Raw genomic sequence first — 21,192 nt, forward strand, 5'->3', positions numbered from 1 at the left:
ATCCAGGGGTCGCACCCCACCGGCATCCGGACCGCCTCTGACGGGGGATACCGGAGCCGCCTGCTCAAGGATGACGAGGTCCTTATGCGCAGACGTAGTTTCAGCCGCAGACGTCCTTCCGCGGTGCTCGCCGCCGCGGTCGCGGCCCTGGCCGCGTTGGCGGCGCTGCTCGTCGCCGGCCCGGCTCAGGCGGCCACCAGCGGCTCCGTGCGCGGTGTTGGTTCCGGCCGGTGTCTCGACGTGGCGGGCTTCAGCCAGACCGACGGCTCGAACGTGCATGTCTGGGACTGCCACGGCGGAACCAACCAGCAGTGGACGCTGACGGACAGCAACCAGCTGACCGTGTACGGCAACAAGTGCCTGGATGTCCCGGGCCACGCCACCACGTCCGGGACCCGGGTGCAGATCTACACCTGTAACGGTGGTGCGAACCAGCAGTGGCGGGTGAACTCCGACGGCACGATCGTGGGCGTCCAGTCCGGGCTGTGCCTGGACGTCTCGGGCGGCGGTACGGCCAACGGCACGGCGGTGCAGATCTGGTCGTGCAACGGCGCCAGCAACCAGAAGTGGACCGGCCCGTCCGGGCCGGGCGGCACGTGTGCTCTTCCGTCGACCTACCGGTGGACCTCGACTGGTCCGCTGGCGCAGCCGTCGAACGGCTGGGTCGCGCTGAAGGACTTCACCACCGTGACGTACAACGGCAGGCACCTGGTCTACGGGACCACCTCCGACGGATCGTCGTGGGGCTCGATGGCGTTCAGTCCGTTCACGAACTGGTCGGACATGGCGACGACCACCCAGACCGGGATGAACCAGCTCGCGGTGGCGCCCAAGCTGTTCCACCTCTCGACCAAGAACATCTGGGTGCTGGTCTCAAATGGGTGGGGTACCGCATGGCCCTTCGCCTACCGCACGTCCAGCGACCCCACCAACCCCAACGGCTGGTCCGCCCCGCAGCCGCTGTTCACCGGCAGCCTCCCCGAAGGCTCGGGAGGCACCCCGATCGATCCGACCGTGATCGCCGACGACCAGAACATGTACCTGTTCTTCGCCGATGACAACGGCAAGATCTACAGGTCGAGCATGCCGCTCGGGAACTTCCCCAGCAGCTTCGGCTCGTCGTACACGACGGTCATGAGCGACACGGCGAAGAACCTGTTCGAGGCGCCGGAGGTCTACAAGGTCCAGGGCCAGAACCAGTACCTCATGATCGTTGAGGCCCGGGGTGCGACCGAGCAGCGCTTCTTCCGCTCGTTCACGGCCTCCAGCCTGAACGGATCGTGGACCCCGCAGGCCGCCACCGAAAGCAACCCCTTCGCGGGCAAGGCCAACAGCGGTGCCACCTGGACCAACGACATCAGCCACGGTGACCTGGTCCGCGACAACCCCGACCAGACCATGACCATCGACCCCTGCAACCTGCGATTCCTCTACCAGGGCCACTCCCCCGACACACCGCCGGGCACCGGCTACCTGCAACTGCCGTACCGGCCGGGCCTGCTCACCCTCCAGCGCTGACCCGCCTGATCCACGGTGAGCGCCACCACCATCCGGACCTACGGGCAGGCGCTCGACCGATCCTCACCGCATCGAGGAACCCCAGCCGCGTCCCGGCTGGGGTTCCGCTCTTTCGCGGACTGTCGTCGTGGGTACGGACCGAAGCCCTATGACGCACCGGGGATCCGCTTGCCGGCCTGGTTGGCATTGAAGCGCGCCTTCTTCTGACGATTCCCGCACGTGTTCATGTCGCACCACTTGCGGGTGCGGCTTTGACTGGTGTCGAAGAAGGCTGCTCGGCAGGTCGGTGATGCGCACAAGGCCAGTTTTCCGTCTCGTTCGCCCGCGATGATGCCGATCGCGTCGGCGGCGATCACGCTGAGGGCATCTTCCACGCAGGAAGCCGAGCTGAGCCGCCATCGCCGCTTGCCCTCGGGCGTCAGGATCGCCGCGGCCCGACCCTGAGCGCTGAAGTCATTGATGACTCGGACAGCAGCCGCAGGGAGAGCGTCCTGGAGCGCGGCCGCTGTCGCGGCGGCGTGAATCGACTCCCTCAGTTCCCGGGCGAGGTCGAGCTGGGCAGTGGTGCAGGAGTCCACGGGGAGGCCGCTCACCGCCAGCCAGTCGGCGAGTCGCTGCGGCGTGGGAATGCGCTCCACAGCGTTGCCATGACGCTCCGACAGAGTCCCCGTGAAGCTGGTCGCCAGCACGTTGCCGAGGCGGAAGTCCGGGAACCCAGTACGCATGGAACCACCTTAGCAGGTTCCATGTCGGGATGAAGGCGTGGTAGAACCGTCTAAGCCGGTTCGCGATAGTTCGCAGCCGGTTCCGCGACGGCCAGGAGGTCCCATGCCCCGTCCGACCAGCGACGTGCAAGCATTTGAAGCCCACGCAACCGACGCCGACCTCGACGATCTGCGCGCGCGGCTGGCCGCGGCGCGACTGCCGGAGGCCGAGACGGTCTATCGCGCCGCGCCCGGCCCTCGCCGATGGGAACAGGGCGTTCCGCTCGCCGACCTCGTCGATGTCGTGAACTACTGGCGCACCGGGTACGACTGGCGGTCGTTCGAAGAGCGCCTCAGCCGTATCGGACAGTTCCGCACGACCATTGATGATCTGGGAATCCACTTCCTGCACCGCCGATCCGCGCGCGCGGATGCCACTCCTCTGCTCTTGACGCACGGCTGGCCGGGCAGCATTGCCGAGTTCGTCGATGTAGTGGACGAGCTGGCGGGTCCGAAAGATGCAGACGCGCCGGCGTTCCACGTCGTGGCCCCGTCGCTACCAGGCTTCGGTTACAGCGACAAGCCGACCGTCACCGGGTGGGGAACCGAAAAGATCGCGGCCGCTTGGGTGGAGCTGATGGGAAGGCTCGGCTACGGCAAGTTCGCAGCCCACGGCGGCGATTGGGGAGGCAATATCACCACGGTTCTCGGCGGCAGGTTCCCGGCGCACGTTCTCGGCATTCACACCTTGTTCGCGGAGGCGCCGCCCGGGTTGACAACGGACGGGCTGACGGCCGTCGAGCGCAAGTGGACCGAGGAAACCCGCGATTTCTGGCGCCACCGCGCGGCGTACGCGAAGCAGCAGGCGACCCGGCCGCAGACGATCGGCTACTCGCTCGTCGACTCACCGGTCGGGCTTCTCGCCTGGATCCTCGACAAGTTCGCCGAGTGGTCGGACACCGAAGACAGCCCGTTCGAGAGGATCTCAAGAGACAGGGTTCTCGACAACGTCACCCTGTACTGGCTGACGCGGACCGGCGCATCGTCGGCCCGCATCTACTACGAAAGCCACAACTCGCTGGACCCCGAACTCCGGGTCGACGTCCCGTCGGCGATCAGTATGTATCCCCGCGACATCGAGAAATGTCCGCGGCCCTGGGCACAGCAGCGGTACCGGCAGATCGTCCGATGGAACTCGCCTGAAATGGGGGGACACTTCCCGTCGCTGGAGGTTCCCGAGTATTTCGTCAGAGATCTGCGAGAGGGCCTCGCGGCAGTGCTGTCCGCCCATCGGTGAACCCTGCGGCACCGGCGTTACGACACGGTCAGGTAGATCTTGCGCACGGTTTCGATGGTCTTCCAGACACCGACGAAGCCCGGCTTCATGACAAAGCTGTCGCCTGCCTTGTAGACCACCGGCTCGCCACCTTCCGGCGTGATCTCGATGACGCCGGAAAGGATGTGGCAGAACTCGAAGACCTCACCCTTGATGGAGCGCGTCTCGCCGGGCGTGGCTTCCCAGACACCGGTATTGATCGTTTCCCCGCGCGCGGAGTCCTGGGCCCAGGTCTTGTACGCCGGGTCGCCGGAAATCAGGCGCTCCGGCAGCGGGCCGGACTCGCGGGGCGCGAAGGAGGGATCGGTATCGATGGTCTTCAGGAGCGACATGCTCTTCCCCAATGGGTTTCGGTATCGGCGACCTCGGCGATCACCGGTCCATCGAATATCTCCGACGCCCCGCACGGAGCCCACGCGTGATCTGTCCGTTCCGGGCACGATGTTCGGACGGTGTGTCAAGCGCGCTGCAAGGCCCGGACGTCTGTCAGCCACCACCGAGCGCGGCTCCCGCACCGTCCCCGTCAGCCGTATTCGGGCTGCCACATGGCGTCCTGGATCTGCTGGATCACGTCGTCGAGGCGGGCCCGGGCGACACCCTCCTCGGCGGCGCGGCGGGCGACGGCCGTGGCGACCACGGCCGAGGAGGTGCGCAGGTTCCGCGCCTCCGGCAGCAGGGGGGCGCCGGGTTCCGACAGGTCGGCGAGGCCGGCGACGGCTTCCGCCGCGGCCTGGAGCATGCCGTCGGTGATCCGCTCGGCGCGGGCCACCACGGCGCCCAGCCCCAGCCCCGGGTAGACGAGGGCGTTGTTGGCCTGGCCGATGACGTACGTGGTGCCGTCCAGCTCCACCGGAGGCACCGGGATGCCGGCGGCGACCAGGGCCTTGCCGCCGGTCCACCGCAGCACGTCCTCCGGCATGGCCTCGATCTTCTCCGTCGGGTTGGACAGCGGCAGGACGACCGGCCGGTCCACGTGGCGGGCCATGGAGCGCACCACGTCCTGAGTGAAGGCCCCGTGCCGGGTGGAGGTTCCCACCAGCACGGTCGGCTGCACGTGGTCCACCACGGTCGGCAGGTCGGCCGGCCTGTCGTCGGGCCACTCGTCGTCCGGTCGCGCGTAGGGCTGCTGGTAGTCGCGCAGTCCCTCGGTGGACTGCCGCAGCAGGCCCTGGCGGTCCAGACACCAGATGCGGCGGGTGGCCTCCTCGTGATCCAGTCCGTCGCGGACCATGGCGTCGCGCAGCTGGTCGGCGATGCCCACGCCCGCCGTCCCGGCGCCGAAGACCACGATCCGCTGATCCCGCATGGGCGTGCCGGTGACCCGTGCCGCGTTCATGACGCAGGCCAGCGTGATCGCGCCGGTGCCCTGCATGTCGTCGTTGAACGTGCAGATCTTCTCGCCGTACCGCTGGAGGATGCGGCGGCCGTTGCCGGGGCCGAAGTCCTCCCAGTGCAGCAGCGCCTGCGGGAACAGTTCACCCACCGCCTCCACGAAGGCGGCGACGAACGAGTCGTACGCCTCGCCGCGCACCCTGTTGTGCCGGTTGCCGACGTACAGCGGGTCGTTGAGCAGTGCCTGGTTTCCGGTGCCGACGTCGAGCATCACCGGGACGGCCCGCCCCGGGTCGATGCCCGCGGCGGCGGTGTAGACCGCCAGCTTGCCGACCGCGAGCTGCATGCCGCCGACGCCCCAGTCGCCGATGCCGAGGAGTTGCTCGGCATCGGTGGCCACCAGCAGGTCGACGTCGTCGGGGCCCAGGTGCAGCGCCTGGAACGCCGGGCGGATGTCCTGGGGGCGGTCGATGGAGAGGTAGACGCCGCGCGGGCGCCGGTATTCGTGGCTGTAGCGCTTGACCGCCTCGCCCACGGTCGGGTCGTAGACGATCGGCAGCAACTCGGTGAGGTGGTCGCAGAGCAGCCGGAAGTAGAGGACCTCGTTGCGGTCGTGGAGCTGCTCCAGGTACACGTTCTTCGCCAAGTCGTCCGGCTGTGCCTGTAGTTGCTCCCAGGCGCGACGTGCCTGGCGCTCCAGCGACAGCACCGCGGGCGGCAGCATCCCGACCAGGCCGTGGCGTTCCCGCTCCTCCTGGGTGAAGGCGACGCCCTTGTTGCTCAGCGGGTCCGTGAGCAGTGCGCGCCCGTCCGGTTGCCCGCGGACGGTGTGGCCCTTCCCGGGGCGACCCTTCCCGGGGCGGCTCTGCCCCCTCCCCTGGTGGTCGTCCTGTGCACGGTTGCGGGGCGGGGCCATCGGCTCTCCTTGCGTCGTACGCCTGCCGTAGGGGCTGGTTTCCGGCCAAGCGCCCCGGGTACCCCGGTCGGCGTGACAGGCGCACCGGCGCCCATCCCTTTGCCGTACTTTGACGCGGCCCTTCGTTCGGGTACGGCGGCGCTACCGCCTCCAGCCGGTGCAGCGATCCCCGCGATGAGAGAAGAGGGGGATTTCCCCATGTCCAAGCCCGCCCAACAGCAGCAGCCTCCGGGCACCGAAGCGGACCTGCGGCCCAAGGCCGACCACGGTGAGCACAGCTACCGCGGATCAGGTCGGCTGGCCGGGAAGAAAGCCCTGATCACCGGTGGTGACAGCGGTATCGGCAAGGCCGTCGCGATCGCCTACGCCCGCGAGGGCGCCGATGTGCTCCTCTCGCACCTGGACGAGGAGGAGGACGACGCCCGCGACACGGCGCGCTGGGTGGAGGAGGCCGGCCGCGAGGCGGTTCTGGTGCCCGGTGATCTGAGCGATCCCGCCCACTGCCGGGAGGTGGCGGCCCGGGCCGTCGAGGCGTTCGGCCGCATCGACGTCCTGGTCAGCAACGCGGCGTTCCAGATGTTCCGCGACTCGATCGAGGAGATCCCCGACGAGGAGTGGGACCACACGCTGGCGACCAATCTCAGCGCCATGTTCCACCTCTGCAAGGCGGCCGTGCCGCACATGAAGTCGGGTGCGTCGATCATCGCCTCCACCTCGGTGAACTCCGACTCGCCGCCGCCGGGCCTGCTGGCGTACAACGCGACGAAGGCGGGCATCGCCAACATGGTCGGCTCCCTGTCCCAGTCGCTCGCCGAGCGGGGCATCCGGGTCAACAGCGTCGCCCCGGGGCCCATCTGGACGCCGCTGATCCCCGCCACCATGCCGCCCGAGCAGGTCGAGGACTTCGGCGGCCAGACACCGCTGGGGCGTGCCGGACAGCCGGCCGAACTCGCCCCCGTGTACGTCATGCTCGCCTCGGACGAGGCCGCGTACGTCTCGGGTGCGCGCATCGCCGTCACCGGCGGCCAGCCCATCCTCTGACATTCCGTCAGCAAAGCTTCGCCATCAGGAATCAGGAGTGACCGTGGACTGGTACCCCTTGCGGCTGACCACCCCGGTCAAGCAGCACGTCTTCGGCGGCCGGGCCCTCACCGAACGGCTGGGCCGTACCGGCCTGCCCGACGGCCCGGTCGCCGAGACCTGGGAGGTCAGTGATGTGGACGGCGAGGGAGCACGGGTCGCGGACGGCTCGCTGGCCGGCCGCACGCTGCGCCGGCTCGTCGAGGATCACCCCGACGAACTCGTGGGGCGCGGGTGGCGCGGCCCGCGCTTCCCGGTCCTGACCAAGTTCATCGACGGCACCGGTACCCTCCCGGTCCATCTGCACGCCGACGACGACACCGCGCGCCGGCTGGAGGACGAGCCCCACGGCAAGACCGAGGCGTGGCACGTCCTCGACGCGGCCCCGGGAGCCACCGCCCTGGTGGGGGTGAAGGCCGGTGTGGACCGGGACACACTGCACCGGGCCCTGCTCGCGCAGGACTTCGACGCGGTCATGCGCCGGCTTCCGGTGCGGGCCGGGCAGACCGTCTACGTGCCCGGCGGCACCCTGCACAGCTTCGGCCCCGGCACCCTCGTCTACGAGATCGAGCAGACCTCCGACATCCAGCAGCACGCCATGCGCCGGCACATGGAGGACGGCTCGGAACTGGACGACGAGGAGTGGCACACCAACCTCGGGCGGCTCCTCGACGAGTGGCGTCCCGATCCACGCCCCGAGTTCCAGTCCGGCCTGAGCGTCCAGGTCGACGACGGAGTGGAGCGCACGGTGCTGTGCGCCGGCCCGTACTTCGCGCTGGAGCGGTGGCGGGCGTGCACCACCGCCCCGCTGGTGCACGACTTCTCCACCGCGCTGGTCGTCAGCAACGCCGGTGACCCGGTCATCGTGGAGTCCGGTGGCCACTCCGAGCGGCTCGGGCGGGCCCGGAGCCTGCTGCTGCCGGCCGCGCTGGGCCGCGTACGGATCCAGGGGCCCGCCGACGTCCTCATCGGCTACCTGCCCGACCTGGAACAGGACATCCGCACGCCGCTGCTCGCGGCCGGGCACGGGGCCGCCGCCGTGGCCGCGCTCGGTGAGGGCCTCACCGGCCCACTCAGGTAGAAGGCACGCAGAAGGAGACCCATGGGCACCATCACCACCAGCGACGACGTCACCGTCCACTACGAGGAACAGGGCACCGGTCCCCCTCTCGTCCTGATCCACGGCTGGGGCTTCAGCGGCCGCTTCTTCACCCGCAATCTGGACGCCCTCGCCGAGCACGCCCGCGTCATCACCGTCGATCTGCGCGGCCACGGCGAGTCCGGCAAACCCCGCCACGGCTACCGCGTGTCGAGGCTGGCCAAGGACCTGTTCGACCTCCTCGAAGAACTCGATCTGCGCGACGTCACCGTCCTGGGCTGGTCACTGGGCTGCCCGGTCATCTGGAGCTATCTGGAACTGTTCGGCAGCCACCGCCTGGCCCGCGCGGTGTACGTCGAGCAGGCACCGCGCCAGTACTACGCACCGGACTGGCCGCACGCGCACGCCACCTGCTACGACGAACCCTCCCTGGCCGCCCTGCGGACACAGCTCACCTGCGATCCCCCGGCCTTCGACGAGGACCAGATCCACACCGTCTTCGAGGGCGAACCCACCCCGCAGGAGCGGGAGTTGCTGCTGGCCGAGATGGCCAAGTCACCCCCGTACGCACGCAACGCGCTGATGACCGACCACACCCGCCACGACTGGCGCGACCTGCTGCCCACGATCCGGCTGCCCAGCCTGGTCCTGGTGGCACGTCAGGACCAGGTCTTCCCATGGCAGGGCCCCGCCTGGGTCGGCGAGGCGCTCCCGGGAGCCCGGACCGTCTTCTTCGAGCACAGCGGCCACGGGCTGTTCTTCGACGAGCCGGAGAAGTTCCACCGGACGGTCACCGGCTTCCTGACCGGCAGCGAGACCGACACGGAGGTGCTCGTATGAACAGCCCCACACCTCCGTTCGCCTTCCCCTACGGCGTCAACCAGTTCACCACCATGCCCTGGTCCTTCGAGGAGGACCTGACGCACTACGCCGACCTCGGCGTCGAGGCGATCGAGCTGTGCGAGACCAAGCTCGACGACGACCATGACCGTGCCAAGGCCCAACTCGCCTCTGTCGCCGAGGCGGGACTGCCGGTCAGCTCTGTCCAGCCCCTCGTACGGACCGTGTTCCCCAGCGAGACCCAGCCGGACCCCGCCGCCCGGCGCGACCGGCTGGACCGCTTCCGCCGCAGCGTGGAGCTGATCGCACCGTTCGCCCCGGGCGCGGTGTTCGTCACGAACACCGGGCCGGCGCCCGACGGGAACCTGCACGAGGCGATCCGTCAGGTCGTCACCCACCACCGCGAACTGGCGGACATCGCGGCCGACCACGGCGTACGCATCGCGCTGGAACCCCTCAACCCCGTCCTGCTCAACGCGGAGACCGCCATCTGGACCTACGGGCAGGCGCTCGACATCGTCCAGGAGGTCGACCGGGAGAACGTGGGCGTCTGCCTCGACCTGTGGAACCTGTGGCAGGACCCGGATCTCGTCCCCCGCCTCGCGGACGCCCCCGACCGTCTGTTCCTGCTCCAGGCCAGCGACTGGCGCACACCCCGCTCGCGGATGGACCGGCGCGGAGTCGGCACCGGCGACATCCCGGTCGGCCGGCTGCTGCACGCCGCCTACAGCGTCGGCTACCGCGGCCCCTGCGTCCTGGAGATCTTCTCCGACAACGTGCCGGACTCGCTCTACGAGACGGACCTGGACGAGCTTCTGCGCGCCAACCGGACGGCCCTCGAGGCGGCCTGGCGGGCCGGCTGAGCGCGGGCGGGAGCGGGCGTCCGGGTCGTCAGCCCCTTGCGGGAGTCCCTGCGAAGGCCACGGTCCGGTTCGAGCCCGCCTCCCGCCGGCTCGCCCGTCAGCCGATCCCTCGCGAAAGCACCAGACCGCACCCGCCCGTCGTGCTCTCACAGGCGACGTCTCCCACGGCCAGTACGGCGCGCGTGCCGGGGACACCGTCGAGGTCGAGGAGCGTGCTGCCCACCCGGGCCGAGATCTCCTCCGGGAGCCCCTCGTCGGTCCAGGAGGCGCCGTTCCAGCGGGAGAGCACCGCATGGCTACCGCCCACCGGCCAGCCCGTGACCCACACCGTTCCCGAGCCGTCCGTGCCCGCGGCGCTCACCTCTTCGACGCCGGGCGTGGGCACCGGCCGCCAGGTGCGGCCGTCCCAGCGCGTGGCGAGGAGTCCGTCGGCCACCCCGGGGTCGTTGGTCTTGCCGAACACGTGGACCGTGCCGCGCTTCGTCGTCACGACGTGGTTGGCCACCCAGCCGGCGCCGTACTCGTACGGGACGGGGACGGTGTCCACCGTCCAGCGCCGGCCGTCGAAGTGGTAGAGCAGGGGCGTCGTGGTGCCGTCGGAACCGGCCTGGGCGGTGACCCACACGTCGTCGGGGCCGGTGCCGGTGATGTCCCAGGGCTCCACCGGGCTGCCGTCCGGTGCTGGGGGAAGGGCCGTCTGCCGCCACGTACGGCCGTCCCACTGCTCCAGCTTCCCGGCGTACGCACCGGTCACCGGGTTCCAGTCCACGGTGGTCAGCCACACGGAGTCCCGGCCCAGCGTGGTCAGTTCGCCGACGAAGCGGATCCAGCCCTCGGCGGGTGCGGGACGCTGCACCCGCTTCCATCGGGTGCCGTCCCAGTGCTGGAGCACGATCGGGCTGGCGGCCGCGGGACGCGCGGCGCCGCCGCGGGACCGGTCCGCGGGAGCGTCGGAGAGACGGTCCGCCAGGCGGTCCGGCAGCCGGGCCGAGGAGTTGGCGGCGATCTCCACGTCGGTGTAGGTCCCGGCGACCCAGACGTCGTCGGGGCCGGAGGCGGCCACCGCGTCCAGCTGTGCCGGCCTGCCTCCGGTCGCCGCGAGCGGGACGTCGCTCCACCGCTTGCCGTCCCAGTGTCTGGCCAGCGGGGCCGCCGAGAAGGAGTCGTCCGTCTTCCTGCCGACCGCCCAGGCGTCGTTTCTGTGCCTGGCGTCGACATCCATGAAGACACTCGCATCCGTCTCGGAAAGCGGTATCGCGAGCTTCCAGGGCGTCTGTGCCGTTGGCTCGGTCTCGGTCTGCGCCTGCGCGGCCCACGGTGTGAGGGCGAGGGCGCAGGCCGCGAACGCGGTGGCCACGCGGATGCCGCGTGAGGCGGAACCTTGTGCGCGGGTTGCGCGGGTTGCGCGGGTTGCGCGGGTACTCATCAAGTCGCTCCTTCTTCTGGGGGTGATTCCGTGAAAGGCCCCGCGGTGCCGGGCCCGCGGGGGGGAGTTCAGTGCCGCGCGTTCTCCGGCACGGTGATCTGCCGCTGGGCCCACTCCATCCGGGTGGTCGCCGAGCAGGACACCTTCGTGCCCGCGTCCAGCCCCGCCTGCCGCGCGGTGGCCGACGGTTCGGCCAGAACGGAGACCTCGGCGAGCAGAGCGCCGGTGGAAGGGTCCACGACCAGCCGCTGCTCGACACTCCCCAGCGGGGTTTCGGCCTTGCCGGGGAGCGCGATGCCGATGCCCTCGCGGCCCAGCGGGTCGGTGGCGGAGCCCTGGACGCGGATGCCCGGCAGGTCCGCGAGCAGGCGGTACGCGGCGGCCCGGGTGCCGGGCTTCACCGGCATGGTGATGAGGTTGGCCGCCTGGCGCAGCATCCAGGCCGTACGGTCGCCGCTGTGCTCGGCGCCGCCGTCCCGCTCGTACAGCCGCTGGAACTGTCGGCGCAACTGCGCACTTTCGGTGGGCAGTTGACGCAGGTCTTGGTAGGAGACGCTGTCCGGGCCGAGGGCGTAGATCTTGTTGTCGTTGTCGGTGCGCATGACCGTGGGCCGCCCTGTTCCGATCGTGAAGGCGGTACGGACCCCGCCGTCGGCCCGTGCGGGGCTCACCACTTGCCGCGGTGAACCGGCGGCCCGCCAGCGTTCCTCGTCCGCCGCGGTGCGCGGCTCGGTCTCGGCGTCCAGGCCGGTGACCATCAGGCTCCGGGTTCCCGGACGCACCCCCACCGACCACTCCTGCGTCTCGGTGCTCCGCACGGCGAAGTACCGTCCCGGCTCACCGGCCACGTCCACGTTCTCCGCCCGCGTGGTCACCTGCCAGTACGTTCCCTCGGCAGCCGAAGCCTCCGCCGCCTTCGCCACGCCGAGCAGTTCCATGCGGCCGTCGAGCCCCGTCGCGGTGGCCGACGGCGGGCGGGTGCCCGGCTGCGCGCTCGTGCTGCCGCGCGAGTCCTGCTGGACGAGGGTGCCCACCACGATCGCGGACGCCGCGACGGTCGCGACGGCCCCGAGCGGCAGGAGCCGGGGACGCAGCCATGCCAGGGAGCCTCCGGTGGGCCTGTCCCGCGTGGCGGCCGTGATCCGGGCCAGGTCCTCGCGCTGCCGCCGGGAACCCGCCAGCCGGGACGGGTCCAGCTCGGCGGGCCGGGCGTCCGCGAGCGTCTTCATGACGTCGCGCCGCCGCGCGGACCCTTCGTACGTCTTCCTCATGCGAGTGCTCCTTCACGGTCGGTGCGGCCGTCAGCGCGGCGCACTGCCGGCGCGGGTGGTGCGGACACGGCCTCCACGGCCCGCTCCAGCCGGCGACGGGCCCGGTGCAGCCGGACGGTCAGGGTCGCGGTGGTGCAGCCCAGGACGCGTGCGGCCTGCTTGGGGCTCAGCCCGTGCCAGGCGATCAGGGTCAGCAGTTCCCGGTCGGCGCCGGACAGGCTGGCCAGGGCCTGGAGCGCCGCCTCCCGGTCGGTCACGCCCGTGGCCACGTCCTGCGCCTCGGTCCCGGCGGCGGTACTGATGCGCTGTGCCTCCTGTGCGGCGAGGGCGTACTGGTGGCTGTCCCGGCGACGTAACTCCCGCACCAGGTTGCGGGCGACGCCGAGGAGCCAGGGCAGCGCGGGCTGGGGAACGTCCCGCATCCGCCGCCACGCCACGGTGAAGGTCTCGCTGGTGATGTCCTCACCGACCTGCCGCCCCACCTGGCTCGTGGCGTAGGCGAGTACACGCGGATAGCACTCCTCGTAGAGGTCCCGGAAGCGTTGAGCTTGGGTCACGCGCCGTCTCCTCGTATCGGCTCTGTCACCGAGGAATGCGCGTGGCGGCCGAGTTATTACAGGCCGAGCGGAAATCCCTACCGCCGAGACGGCATCGCGCCGCCCTCGGTCGCGTCGTCACGGAGGAAAGAGGTCCCACGGCGGCCGCCCCGCACGCAGTCCCCCCTTCAGGTCGGCGCGCTCTGCGCGTGCGCCGGTGGCGCTGGAACGGCCGGCCGGAGAGTGACCCGGAACGGGCGGGTCTTCTGGCCGTGCCAGCACCCCCGTTCTCGGTCACCACCCGTGACGAGAGCTATCCGGCGCTGCCGGCCCTCCTGGCGCGGGAGTCGGCTCGAGGCCGCCCGTCGACCGAGGCGGGGGCTCGGCCGTGAGAGCCGAGGCATCGCCTCGGCCCGTCAGACCGGTTCGGGTTGCGGTTCCGGTCGCCGCGTTGCGACAGCCGTCGGCTCCCACAGTCTGGTGGTCCGTACGTAGCCGTAGACCACCGAGATCATCGCCAGGAGGAGAAGTGATCCGGACACCTCCTGGTGCCTGGCCATCTCCATCGGGAGGTAGCGGTACGACACCAGCAGCGCGGCGAAGACCGTGGTGCCGTAGACGACCAGCTGGATCGCCGGCCGGTCCCAGCCACGGTCGAGCGCACGCAGTGCTGCCTCGATGGTGAGCGCGAACACCACGCCGGCGATGAGATCCACGCCGTAGTGGTAGCCGAAACCGAGCGTCGCGGCGAGCGTGGCGACCAGCCAGAACGTACCGGCGAAGCGCAGGATCCGGGGGCCCTTGCGGGTATGGACGAAGATCGCGGTGGCCCAGGCCGTGTGGAGGCTGGGCATGCAGTTCCGGGGGGTGATGTCGTCGTACGACATCAGGTGCGGCGTGGTGATCGGCAGCGGCGTGTGCGGCCACAGATCGGCCGCCGCCCACTGCACGCCGCCGGTACCGGAAGCGCCCGGGCCGTAGGCGAAGACCGGTCCGACGACCGGGAAGAGCATGTAGATGCCCGGCCCGAGGAGGCCGATCACCAGGAACGTGCGCACCAGATGATGGCTCGGGAAGCGTCGCTCGACCGCTACGTGACGCAGCTGGTACAGCCCGACGACGATCGCGGCCACCGCGAGCTTCGCGTAGACCAGGTCGAGAACGTTGATGCCGATCGGGCCGGTGGCCTGGAGCATGCGGCCCGCCAGCCACGAGGGGTTGCCCAGCGCGTGGTCGGCGGTCGCCACGTACTGGTCGAGCACCGCCGGGCGGGTCTTGGACGTGATCAGTAGCCAGGCGTCGCCGGACTTGCGGCCGGCCACGAGCAGCAGGCCCAGCCCGACGCCCTTCAACAGCAGGACGCGTTCCCGGCCGGTGCGGCGCGTGACGGCGATGACCGCACAGCCCAGCATCACCAGCAACGCGCCGTTGCCGAAGAATTGGGCGTCGGCCACTGTGACGCCGGCCGACCACCGCACCAGCAGGAGGACGCCGTCCATGCCGATCGCGGCGCCCACCGCGATGATCCGCTGCGGCCAGGTGAGCACCACCGACATCAACACCAGCCCGCCGTACAGCGGCCCCGGTTTCGGGGCGAACACCGCGTCTTTCAGCTGGTCGGCGACCGGCCCCGGCTGACCGTAGCGGCGTGCGGCGATCTCCAGTGCGACAACGAGTCCGAGAGCCGCCACAGCCACAGTGACCCACAGCATCACTCGCCACTGATGCCGAGCAGTCAACGGACTTCTGTCGTTTATTCGCGAAAGCACCTGCTACGTCCTAGATATGAATTTTTCGACCGGTTTGCTTGATATGAGGTCAACGGGCGGACAGCGACGGGATCAATCATCGCGAATCAGAAGATGCTATGAGGTCGGGATTGCGACGGTCGCCGGGAGTGCCGTCGCGGTGAGCAGGATGCCGCCGCAGACCAGCCAGCGCCCCGTGAGGACCAGGGGCTCGGCCGCCAGGTGCGCCGTGAACGTGCCGGTCTCCGGGGAGAACGTGACCTCGGCGTCCTCGAAACGGAGGGCGCGGGGCGTGCTGGACGAACAGGCCTTGTAGACGGACTCCTTGGCACTGAAGAGCAGGCGGTCCCAGTGGATGCCGGGGCGGACGGCATGCAGGCGGTCGAGGTGGGCGCGTTCGGACGGGGAGGTGATCCCACGCCGGACGGCGGGGGACACGGGGGCGTGGGGCTCGGCGTCGATCCCGAGGCCGGTGAGGTCGGCGGTGCGGGCCACGGCCGCGGCGCGGTAGCCGTCGCAGTGGGTGATGCTGCCGGTGACGCCGGCCGGCCAGGCGGGGGCTCCGGTGGAACCGGTGGGTATCGGGACCGGGGCCAGGCCCAGCCGGGTCAGGGCGCGCCGGGCGCATCGGCGGGCGGTGGTGAACTCCCGGCGGCGCTTGTCGCCCGCGCCGGCGATCTCCCGCTCCTCGGCGGGGAACAGCGCCTGCTGTCCTGCGGCGGGTGGCGGGTCGCCGTGCGCATCCTCGCCGACGGCGGTCGGCGGCAGGAGGCGTTCGATGAGCATGTCGTGGTTCAACTCTCCTTCATTTCAGGTTCGTTGGCGGTTCCGGGGCCAAAGTTCCGTGCCTCTGCGGCTGTTTGAGTTTCTAGGTCGCGTGACCTAGTATCCCCGGCGTGGACGATGACATCCAGCTTGATGTGACCGGACCCGTACTCGTGGTCGGCGGTTACGGCACAGTCGGCGGCGATCTGGCCCGGCTCGCCGCACCCTCCTGGCCGCTGCTGCTCACCGGGCGCAGCCCGGAGCGCGGCCGGGCGCTGGCCGAAGAGGTCGGGGCGTCGGTGCGGCGCTGGGACCTGGGCGACCCGGAGCCGTTCTCTGCGCGGGTCCGGGCCGTGATCAGCGCGGTGAACGACCCGGACGACCGAGTGCTGCGCGCCGCACTGCGCGGCGGTGTGCCGTACGTGGACATCACGCGGTGGACGGCGCGGCTGCAGCGGGCCGCCGCGATCACCGCGCTGACGCCGCCGAAGGCTCCGGTGCTGCTGTCGTCCAGTTGGATGGGCGGGGTCAGCGCGCTGGTCGCCGCGGCCCTGGCGGCCGACCTCGGCGGGGCGGCGGCGGTGGACGTCGCCATCCGGTACGACCTGAAGGACCGAGCGGGCACCGACTCGGTGGAGTTCATGGACCGCCTGGGCCTGGACTTCGAGGTGATGGAGGACGGACAGCGGCGGATGATCATGCCGCTGAGCGGCGCCGGGTACGTCACCATCGGCCCACACCGGACGAAGGTCGCCCGAATCGACACCCCGGAACAGTTCACGCTGCCCCTGACGCTGGGCGTCGACACGGCGGTCACGCGGATCGGCTTCAGCGCGAACTCCTCGACGTCCGCCCTGCTGGCCCTGAAGAAGACCGGCTTCTTCCGCTGGGGCCGCGGCGACCGGCTGGAGTCGGTACGGCGGTCGCTGCTGTACTCGCCGGGCGAGGGCGGCGAGGCCCTGCTGCGGATCGACGTGCGCGGCCGGGACGGCGGCCGTCGTACCGCGATGGTCCGGGACACCGCGGGGCAAGCCCACCTCACCGCGCTCGGCGGGCTGCTGGGGCTGCGCCGGGTGCTCGGCGAGGACGGTTCCCCGGCACCGGAGGGCGTGGTCTTCGCGGAGCAGACGCCGGCACCCCGGGAGGTCATCCCCGCCCTGGAGAAGGCGGGCGTCGAGGTGACGGTGTCATGAGCGGTCCCGTCAAAGGCGAGAAGGCCGCGGGCGGCAAGCCGCAGCTGACCCAGCAGGGCAGCATCCGGCGTACGAGCCTGCTGGACGCCGCCGAGACGGTGCTGGTCGCCAAGGGCAACGCGAGCGCGTCGCTGCGGACCATCGCCGACGCGGCGGGCATCCGGATCGGGCATCTCCAGCACTATTTCCCGACCCGGGCCGATCTGATCAAGGCCGTGCTGGAGCGCGCGCTGGACCGTTCGCTGGAGCGGCTGGCCGACGCGACGGGACTGCGGGTGACCCCGGACGCGCCGTCGGACATCCAGCCCCCGCAGGGCCGGGCGGACACCGCCGACGTCGTGGCGGTGGTCCTGGCCGAGCAGGACGATCCACGGCTGGTCCGGCTCTACGTCGAGGTGTGGGCACTGGCGGCCAGGGACGAAGACACCGCCCAGGTCGTCCGGGAGTTCTACCAGAAGTACGTCACCCACGTGGCGGCCCTCGTCCAGCTCAACCGGGCCGAATGGCCGGCCGACTTCTGCCGGGCCCGGGCGGAGACGTTCGTGGCACTGGTCGAGGGGGCCGCCCTGCTGCGGTCGGGGATCGCCGGCACCCGGTCGGCGGCGATGGACGCCGAGCTCGCCCGGCAGGCCGTACGGATGCTCAGCGATTGACGGACGCCGGCCGGCCGACGGGCCGGCCGGCGTCCGGGTGGGGTTTTCACGGGAGAGACCGGCCCGCGTGTGACGGTGCGGGCCGGCGTACCCGAAGTTTCCTATCGTCAGGGGGAGTTGCCTCATGTCCGAGGTGCGGGATCTCGCCGAACTCGCGGCGACCGCGGATCTCGAGCAGGAGCTGGACCGGCTCGCCAGGAGCCACGGCATCATCCGCACGCGACAGCTCAACGGGCAGGAGACCTGGACGGTGCTCGGCGCGGCACCGACCCGTCAGCTGCTGAGCGATCCACGGTTGTCCAACGACGTCCACACCCACGCCCCGCACGGGGCGCTGGTCCCGGGGATGTCCGTGATGCTCCTCGAACAGGACGACCCGGACCACTCCCGCTACCGCCGCCTGGTGACCGCGGCCTTCGCCTCGCGGGCCGTGCGGGAGCTGGAGCCGCGCATCGTGGCGACGACCCGGCGGCTGCTGGACGACCTCGGGGACAGCGGAACGGCTGACTTCGTCGGCGCGTTCACCTATCCGATGCCGCTGGAGGTCATCTGCGACCTGCTGGGTGTGCCGGACGAGGAGCGGGAGCCGTTCCGCAAGTGGGCCATGGACATCTCGGCCGCGCCGTCGGCGGAGGCGATGCAGACGGCCGCGGCCGAGCTGTTCGCCTACTGCATCCGGCTGATCGGCGCCAAACGGCGGCAGCCCACCGAGGACCTGCTCAGCGAACTGATCGCGGCCCGCTTCGAGGACGGGACCGGACTCACGGACGAGGAACTGTCCTCGTTCGCCGCGGTGCTGCTGATCGCCGGCCACGACACCGTGACGAACCTGCTCGCCAACGCGCTCTACGACCTGCTCACGCACCCCGAGCAGCTGGCCGCCCTGCGCCAGGACGCGTCGCTGGTCGGCGACGCCGTGGAGGAGGCCCTACGGTTCCGGGGCTCGGCGATGACCACGGTCAACCGGGTGGCGCTGGAGGACATCGAGGCCGGCGGCGTCACGATACGCAGGGGGGAACTGGTGCGGTTCCTGCTGAACGCCGCGAACCGCGACGCGGAACTGCGGGCGGACCCCCACACCTTCGACATCCGACGGGCCACCATGCAGCACGTCGCCTTCGGGATGGGGCCGCACTTCTGCCTCGGCCAGCGGCTGGCGCGCCAGGAGGCGACGATCGCGCTGACCGAGATCCTGGACCGCTTCCCCACGCTGGAGCTGGCGGTGCCCGAGGACAAGGTGCGGTGGCTGGCCTCGGACGCGATCCGCGGCCTGGAGGAACTGCCGCTGCGGTACGCGCGCTGAGACGGACCGGATCATCACCGACACGACCGGGCCATCACCGACTGGACCGGGCCATCACGGACACGCAAGGAGCAAGGGGGATCGGCTGTGCGGATCACGGTGGATCACGGGCTGTGCGACGCGCTGGGACAGTGCGCCCTGGTCGCGCCCGAGGTGTTCGAGCTGAACGACGACGAGCGGCTGGAGGTCGCGCCGGACCCGGCGCCGGAACTCGCTGCGAAGGTGACCGCCGCCGCGCGTGCCTGCCCGGTGCGGGCGATATCGGTCGAAGGGGCCTGAAACCGTGCGCGAGGTCGTCGTGGTGGGGGCGGGCCTGGCCGGCGTGCGCGCCGCCGAGGCACTGCGCGCGCAGGGGTTCTCCGGGACGCTGACCCTGGTGTCGGACGAGCCCGAACCGCCCTACGACCGGCCACCGCTGACCAAACAGCTGGTGGCCGGCACCCTCACGGAGGCCGACATCCGGCTGCCGGGCGCGGCGGAGCTCGACGCCCGCTGGATCCGGGGTGTCGCGGCCGCCGGACTGGACCGGGAGCGGCGCCGGGTCCGGTTGGCCGACGGCGGGGAACTGCCGTACGACGGGCTGGTCCTGGCGACCGGGGCGCGGGCCCGGTCCTGGCCCGGGAAGGTGCCGCCCGAAGGTGTGCTGACCGTGCGTGGGCTGGCCGATGTGCGTCGGCTGCGGGCGGGCCTGGCCGGCGGAGCTCGCGAGGTGGCCGTCGTCGGCGCGGGATTCGTGGGGGTCGAACTGGCGTCGTCGCTGGCCGCGCTGGGCGTGCGGGTGACGCTGGTGGAGCCGTTCGGACCGCCGCTCAGGGCCCTGGGCGGATCGGTCCCCGGCCTGGTGGCCGAGGCGGCCCGGCGCGCCGGGGTGCGGCTGCGCACGGGCACGGGCGTGCGCCGTTTTCAGGCGGAGGGTGAGCGGGTTCGCGGCGTCGAGCTGGCCGACGGGTCCGTGCTGCCCGCGCGGCTGGTGGTGGTCGCCATCGGGATGGTGCCGGCCACCGAGTGGCTGCGGGGCTCGGGACTCGCGCTGCCGTCCGGGCGCGTCCGCTGTGACGAGCGGCTGTTCGCCCGCAGACCGGGGGCGGCCGGGGAGAGCGATCCGCGGATCGTGGTGGCCGGCGACGTGGCCCGGTGCGACGCGGTGCGCTCGGCGGACGGCCCGGTGCCGCTGGAACACTGGAGCAACGCGGCCGCGCAGGGTGAGCTGGCGGGACGCAACCTGCTGGCCGGTCCACGCACGGCACAGCCGTACGCGCACGTGCCGTCCTTCTGGACCTCGGCGTTCGGGCTGCGGATCAGGTCGGTCGGCCTGCCGGGGACCGGCGACCGGGTGGCCGTGGAGGCCGGGGACCCGGCCACGGACGCGGTGATGGAGGCGCACTACCGGGAAGGCCGGTTGGTCGGCGCCGTGAGTGTGAACCAGGGCCGGCTGCTGGCCGTCTATGCCAGGAGGCTCCAGGAGCAGCCTTCCGTGGCTGAAATCTGCTAATCGGTGGCGTGAATCCCATCCTTACCGGCGAGTTAATTCTCAGCTATACGGGCACCTTATCGGTGGCCCTCATTTCGCAGTCACTCGGTCGCGTGACCTATCGCACACACGAATGACTGCCCGCCAGATATCTGATAGCGTTTTGAAGCGCCTCACGGAGAGGCGGGGCGGGCTTTCCGTATACGCCTGGCAGCGTGGCCGGCGGCGGCAGCGCGCCTGTTCTCGCGTGTGTCGGCATCGGGGGGTTGACCTTTGCGATGTATGCCTGAGTAGCGCCTTCTCGCGCCCATGACCAGGTGATTCTTCTTCCCTGGAACCACTTCTTCGCCCCTGTGGCGGCATGTCGGCATGCCGTCGGGCGCTCTCGACCCAACAGCCGATCTCGCATTCCCTTTTGCCCTCCGCGCACCCGAAACAATAGTTCAGCTGCCGTTCTCCTGGAGATTTTTCTGCCGTTGAACGGCCTGATCACGGTATTGGGAAACACCCGGAACAAAGGAGATAGCCATGCGGAATCCCTTCGAGAAAGAGCAGATCCACGACATAGTGCGCGAGGGTCTGGCCCAGGTCCTGGGCACCCCTGTCAGCGAGATCACGGGCGACGCCACACTCGTCGCCGATCTCGGCGCCGAATCCCTCGACCTGGTCGAGTTCCGCTACGAAATGGAGACCAGGCTCGGCGTGGCGCTGCCCAAGTCGAATGTGCTCGACGAGCTCGCGACCGCACTCGGCAGCTCCGAGCGGCTGTACGACGAGCGCGGCGGCATCACCGAGCTGGCCGCCGAGGTGCTGCGCCGCAGCGCCTTCGGCTACACCGAGGAGCAGGTGCACGCCGGCATGCGGCCCTACGAGGTCGCCGCCGCGGCCACCAGCGCCCACTGGGCCTCCTTCACCCACGCCATCTTCGACCGCCTGCCCGAGACCTGCACCGAGTGCGGCGCCGGCGAGACGGAGATCGCCGTCTCCGGCCGGGCCGTGTGCGCGGGCTGCGGCGCGGCGGTGGAGGCGGCCACCGGCGACGAGGTCCTGGCCGAGGGAGTCCGTGTGGCCCTGAAGGAGATCGAGAACGCCCAGCCCGTCGGCTGACGGTACGTCGTCGCTCCTCCCCCGAAAGGAA

20 protein-coding genes are annotated in these 21,192 nt (G+C 70.8%); 12 read left to right on the plus strand and 8 right to left on the minus strand.

Translation table 11 applies throughout. The features are described from left to right. The first annotated feature begins 84 nt into the window (after positions 1-84). Positions 85-1,518, plus strand: coding sequence for a non-reducing end alpha-L-arabinofuranosidase family hydrolase (locus tag QC385_RS29045; protein WP_279544478.1), 1,434 nt, complete (start codon positions 85-87; stop codon positions 1,516-1,518). Between the two features lie 146 nt (positions 1,519-1,664). Here the strand turns inward: QC385_RS29045 and QC385_RS29050 are convergent, their stop codons facing one another. Next, positions 1,665-2,243: a CGNR zinc finger domain-containing protein gene (locus QC385_RS29050; RefSeq protein WP_279544356.1), complete on the minus strand. Its 579-nt coding sequence runs from the start codon at positions 2,241-2,243 to the stop codon at positions 1,665-1,667. 103 nt (positions 2,244-2,346) lie between these two features. Here QC385_RS29050 and QC385_RS29055 point away from each other — a divergent pair, with 103 nt between their 5' ends. Next, on the plus strand, positions 2,347-3,519 hold the full coding sequence (locus QC385_RS29055) for an epoxide hydrolase family protein (protein WP_279544357.1): 1,173 nt from the start codon (positions 2,347-2,349) through the stop codon (positions 3,517-3,519). 17 nt (positions 3,520-3,536) lie between these two features. Here QC385_RS29055 and QC385_RS29060 read toward each other — a convergent pair whose 3' ends face one another. Beyond that, complete coding sequence (locus QC385_RS29060) at positions 3,537-3,890, minus strand: cupin domain-containing protein (protein ID WP_279544358.1); 354 nt, start codon at positions 3,888-3,890, stop codon at positions 3,537-3,539. Between the two features lie 191 nt (positions 3,891-4,081). Further along, entirely contained in the window at positions 4,082-5,806 is a 1,725-nt protein-coding gene (locus QC385_RS29065) for an NAD-dependent malic enzyme (protein WP_279544359.1), read from the minus strand. Positions 5,807-6,004: 198 nt separating this feature from the next. On the opposite strand from QC385_RS29065, the gene QC385_RS29070 reads away from it, so the two are divergent. From QC385_RS29070 to QC385_RS29085, 4 genes are read left to right on the plus strand one after another with little or no spacing between them, the layout of a single operon-like run. Further along, a complete protein-coding gene (locus tag QC385_RS29070; RefSeq protein ID WP_279544360.1) occupies positions 6,005-6,847 on the plus strand; it encodes an SDR family oxidoreductase in 843 nt (280 codons plus the stop codon). A gap of 43 nt (positions 6,848-6,890) precedes the next feature. After that, on the plus strand, positions 6,891-7,967 hold the full coding sequence (locus QC385_RS29075) for a class I mannose-6-phosphate isomerase (protein WP_279544361.1): 1,077 nt from the start codon (positions 6,891-6,893) through the stop codon (positions 7,965-7,967). 21 nt (positions 7,968-7,988) lie between these two features. After that, positions 7,989-8,825 carry an alpha/beta fold hydrolase gene (locus QC385_RS29080; RefSeq protein WP_279544362.1) on the plus strand — a complete coding sequence of 279 codons (837 nt, stop codon included), beginning with the start codon at positions 7,989-7,991 and terminating at the stop codon, positions 8,823-8,825. Further along, positions 8,822-9,688, plus strand: a complete 867-nt coding sequence (locus QC385_RS29085) for a sugar phosphate isomerase/epimerase family protein (RefSeq protein ID WP_279544363.1) — start codon at positions 8,822-8,824, stop codon at positions 9,686-9,688. The genes QC385_RS29080 and QC385_RS29085 overlap by 4 nt, the downstream gene beginning before the upstream one ends. A 97-nt stretch (positions 9,689-9,785) precedes the next feature. On the opposite strand, the gene QC385_RS29090 is transcribed toward QC385_RS29085, so the two are convergent. The 5 genes from QC385_RS29090 to QC385_RS29110 all read right to left on the minus strand — a co-directional run bounded on the left by QC385_RS29090 (position 9,786) and on the right by QC385_RS29110 (position 15,455). Continuing rightward, positions 9,786-11,114 (minus strand): hypothetical protein, encoded by a 1,329-nt coding sequence (locus QC385_RS29090; RefSeq protein WP_279544364.1) that lies wholly within the window; start codon positions 11,112-11,114, stop codon positions 9,786-9,788. 68 nt (positions 11,115-11,182) lie between these two features. Then, positions 11,183-12,385, minus strand: a complete 1,203-nt coding sequence (locus QC385_RS29095; protein ID WP_279544365.1) for a CU044_5270 family protein — start codon at positions 12,383-12,385, stop codon at positions 11,183-11,185. Beyond that, entirely contained in the window at positions 12,382-12,942 is a 561-nt protein-coding gene (locus tag QC385_RS29100) for an RNA polymerase sigma factor (protein ID WP_279544366.1), read from the minus strand. The genes QC385_RS29095 and QC385_RS29100 overlap by 4 nt, the downstream gene beginning before the upstream one ends. 395 nt (positions 12,943-13,337) lie before the next feature. Continuing rightward, a complete protein-coding gene (locus QC385_RS29105; protein ID WP_279544367.1) occupies positions 13,338-14,633 on the minus strand; it encodes a phosphatase PAP2 family protein in 1,296 nt (431 codons plus the stop codon). A gap of 153 nt (positions 14,634-14,786) precedes the next feature. After that, complete coding sequence (locus QC385_RS29110; protein WP_279544368.1) at positions 14,787-15,455, minus strand: 4'-phosphopantetheinyl transferase family protein; 669 nt, start codon at positions 15,453-15,455, stop codon at positions 14,787-14,789. Between the two features lie 110 nt (positions 15,456-15,565). Between QC385_RS29110 and QC385_RS29115 the strand changes: the two genes are divergently transcribed. The 6 genes from QC385_RS29115 to QC385_RS29140 all read left to right on the plus strand — a co-directional run bounded on the left by QC385_RS29115 (position 15,566) and on the right by QC385_RS29140 (position 21,161). Then, positions 15,566-16,627, plus strand: coding sequence for a saccharopine dehydrogenase (locus QC385_RS29115; protein ID WP_279544369.1), 1,062 nt, complete (start codon positions 15,566-15,568; stop codon positions 16,625-16,627). Beyond that, a complete protein-coding gene (locus QC385_RS29120; RefSeq protein ID WP_279544370.1) occupies positions 16,624-17,280 on the plus strand; it encodes a TetR/AcrR family transcriptional regulator in 657 nt (218 codons plus the stop codon). The genes QC385_RS29115 and QC385_RS29120 overlap by 4 nt, the downstream gene beginning before the upstream one ends. 124 nt (positions 17,281-17,404) lie before the next feature. Continuing rightward, positions 17,405-18,583 carry a cytochrome P450 family protein gene (locus tag QC385_RS29125; protein ID WP_279544371.1) on the plus strand — a complete coding sequence of 393 codons (1,179 nt, stop codon included), beginning with the start codon at positions 17,405-17,407 and terminating at the stop codon, positions 18,581-18,583. Between the two features lie 87 nt (positions 18,584-18,670). Beyond that, positions 18,671-18,862, plus strand: coding sequence for a ferredoxin (locus QC385_RS29130; protein WP_279544372.1), 192 nt, complete (start codon positions 18,671-18,673; stop codon positions 18,860-18,862). 4 nt (positions 18,863-18,866) lie between these two features. Further along, entirely contained in the window at positions 18,867-20,075 is a 1,209-nt protein-coding gene (locus QC385_RS29135) for an NAD(P)/FAD-dependent oxidoreductase (RefSeq protein ID WP_279544373.1), read from the plus strand. Positions 20,076-20,582: 507 nt separating this feature from the next. Next, positions 20,583-21,161, plus strand: a complete 579-nt coding sequence (locus tag QC385_RS29140; protein WP_279544374.1) for an acyl carrier protein — start codon at positions 20,583-20,585, stop codon at positions 21,159-21,161. Positions 21,162-21,192 lie beyond the last annotated feature (31 nt).

It is taken from the genome of Streptomyces sp. DH10 (assembly GCF_029813805.1).
Lineage (GTDB): Bacteria > Actinomycetota > Actinomycetes > Streptomycetales > Streptomycetaceae > Streptomyces > Streptomyces coeruleofuscus.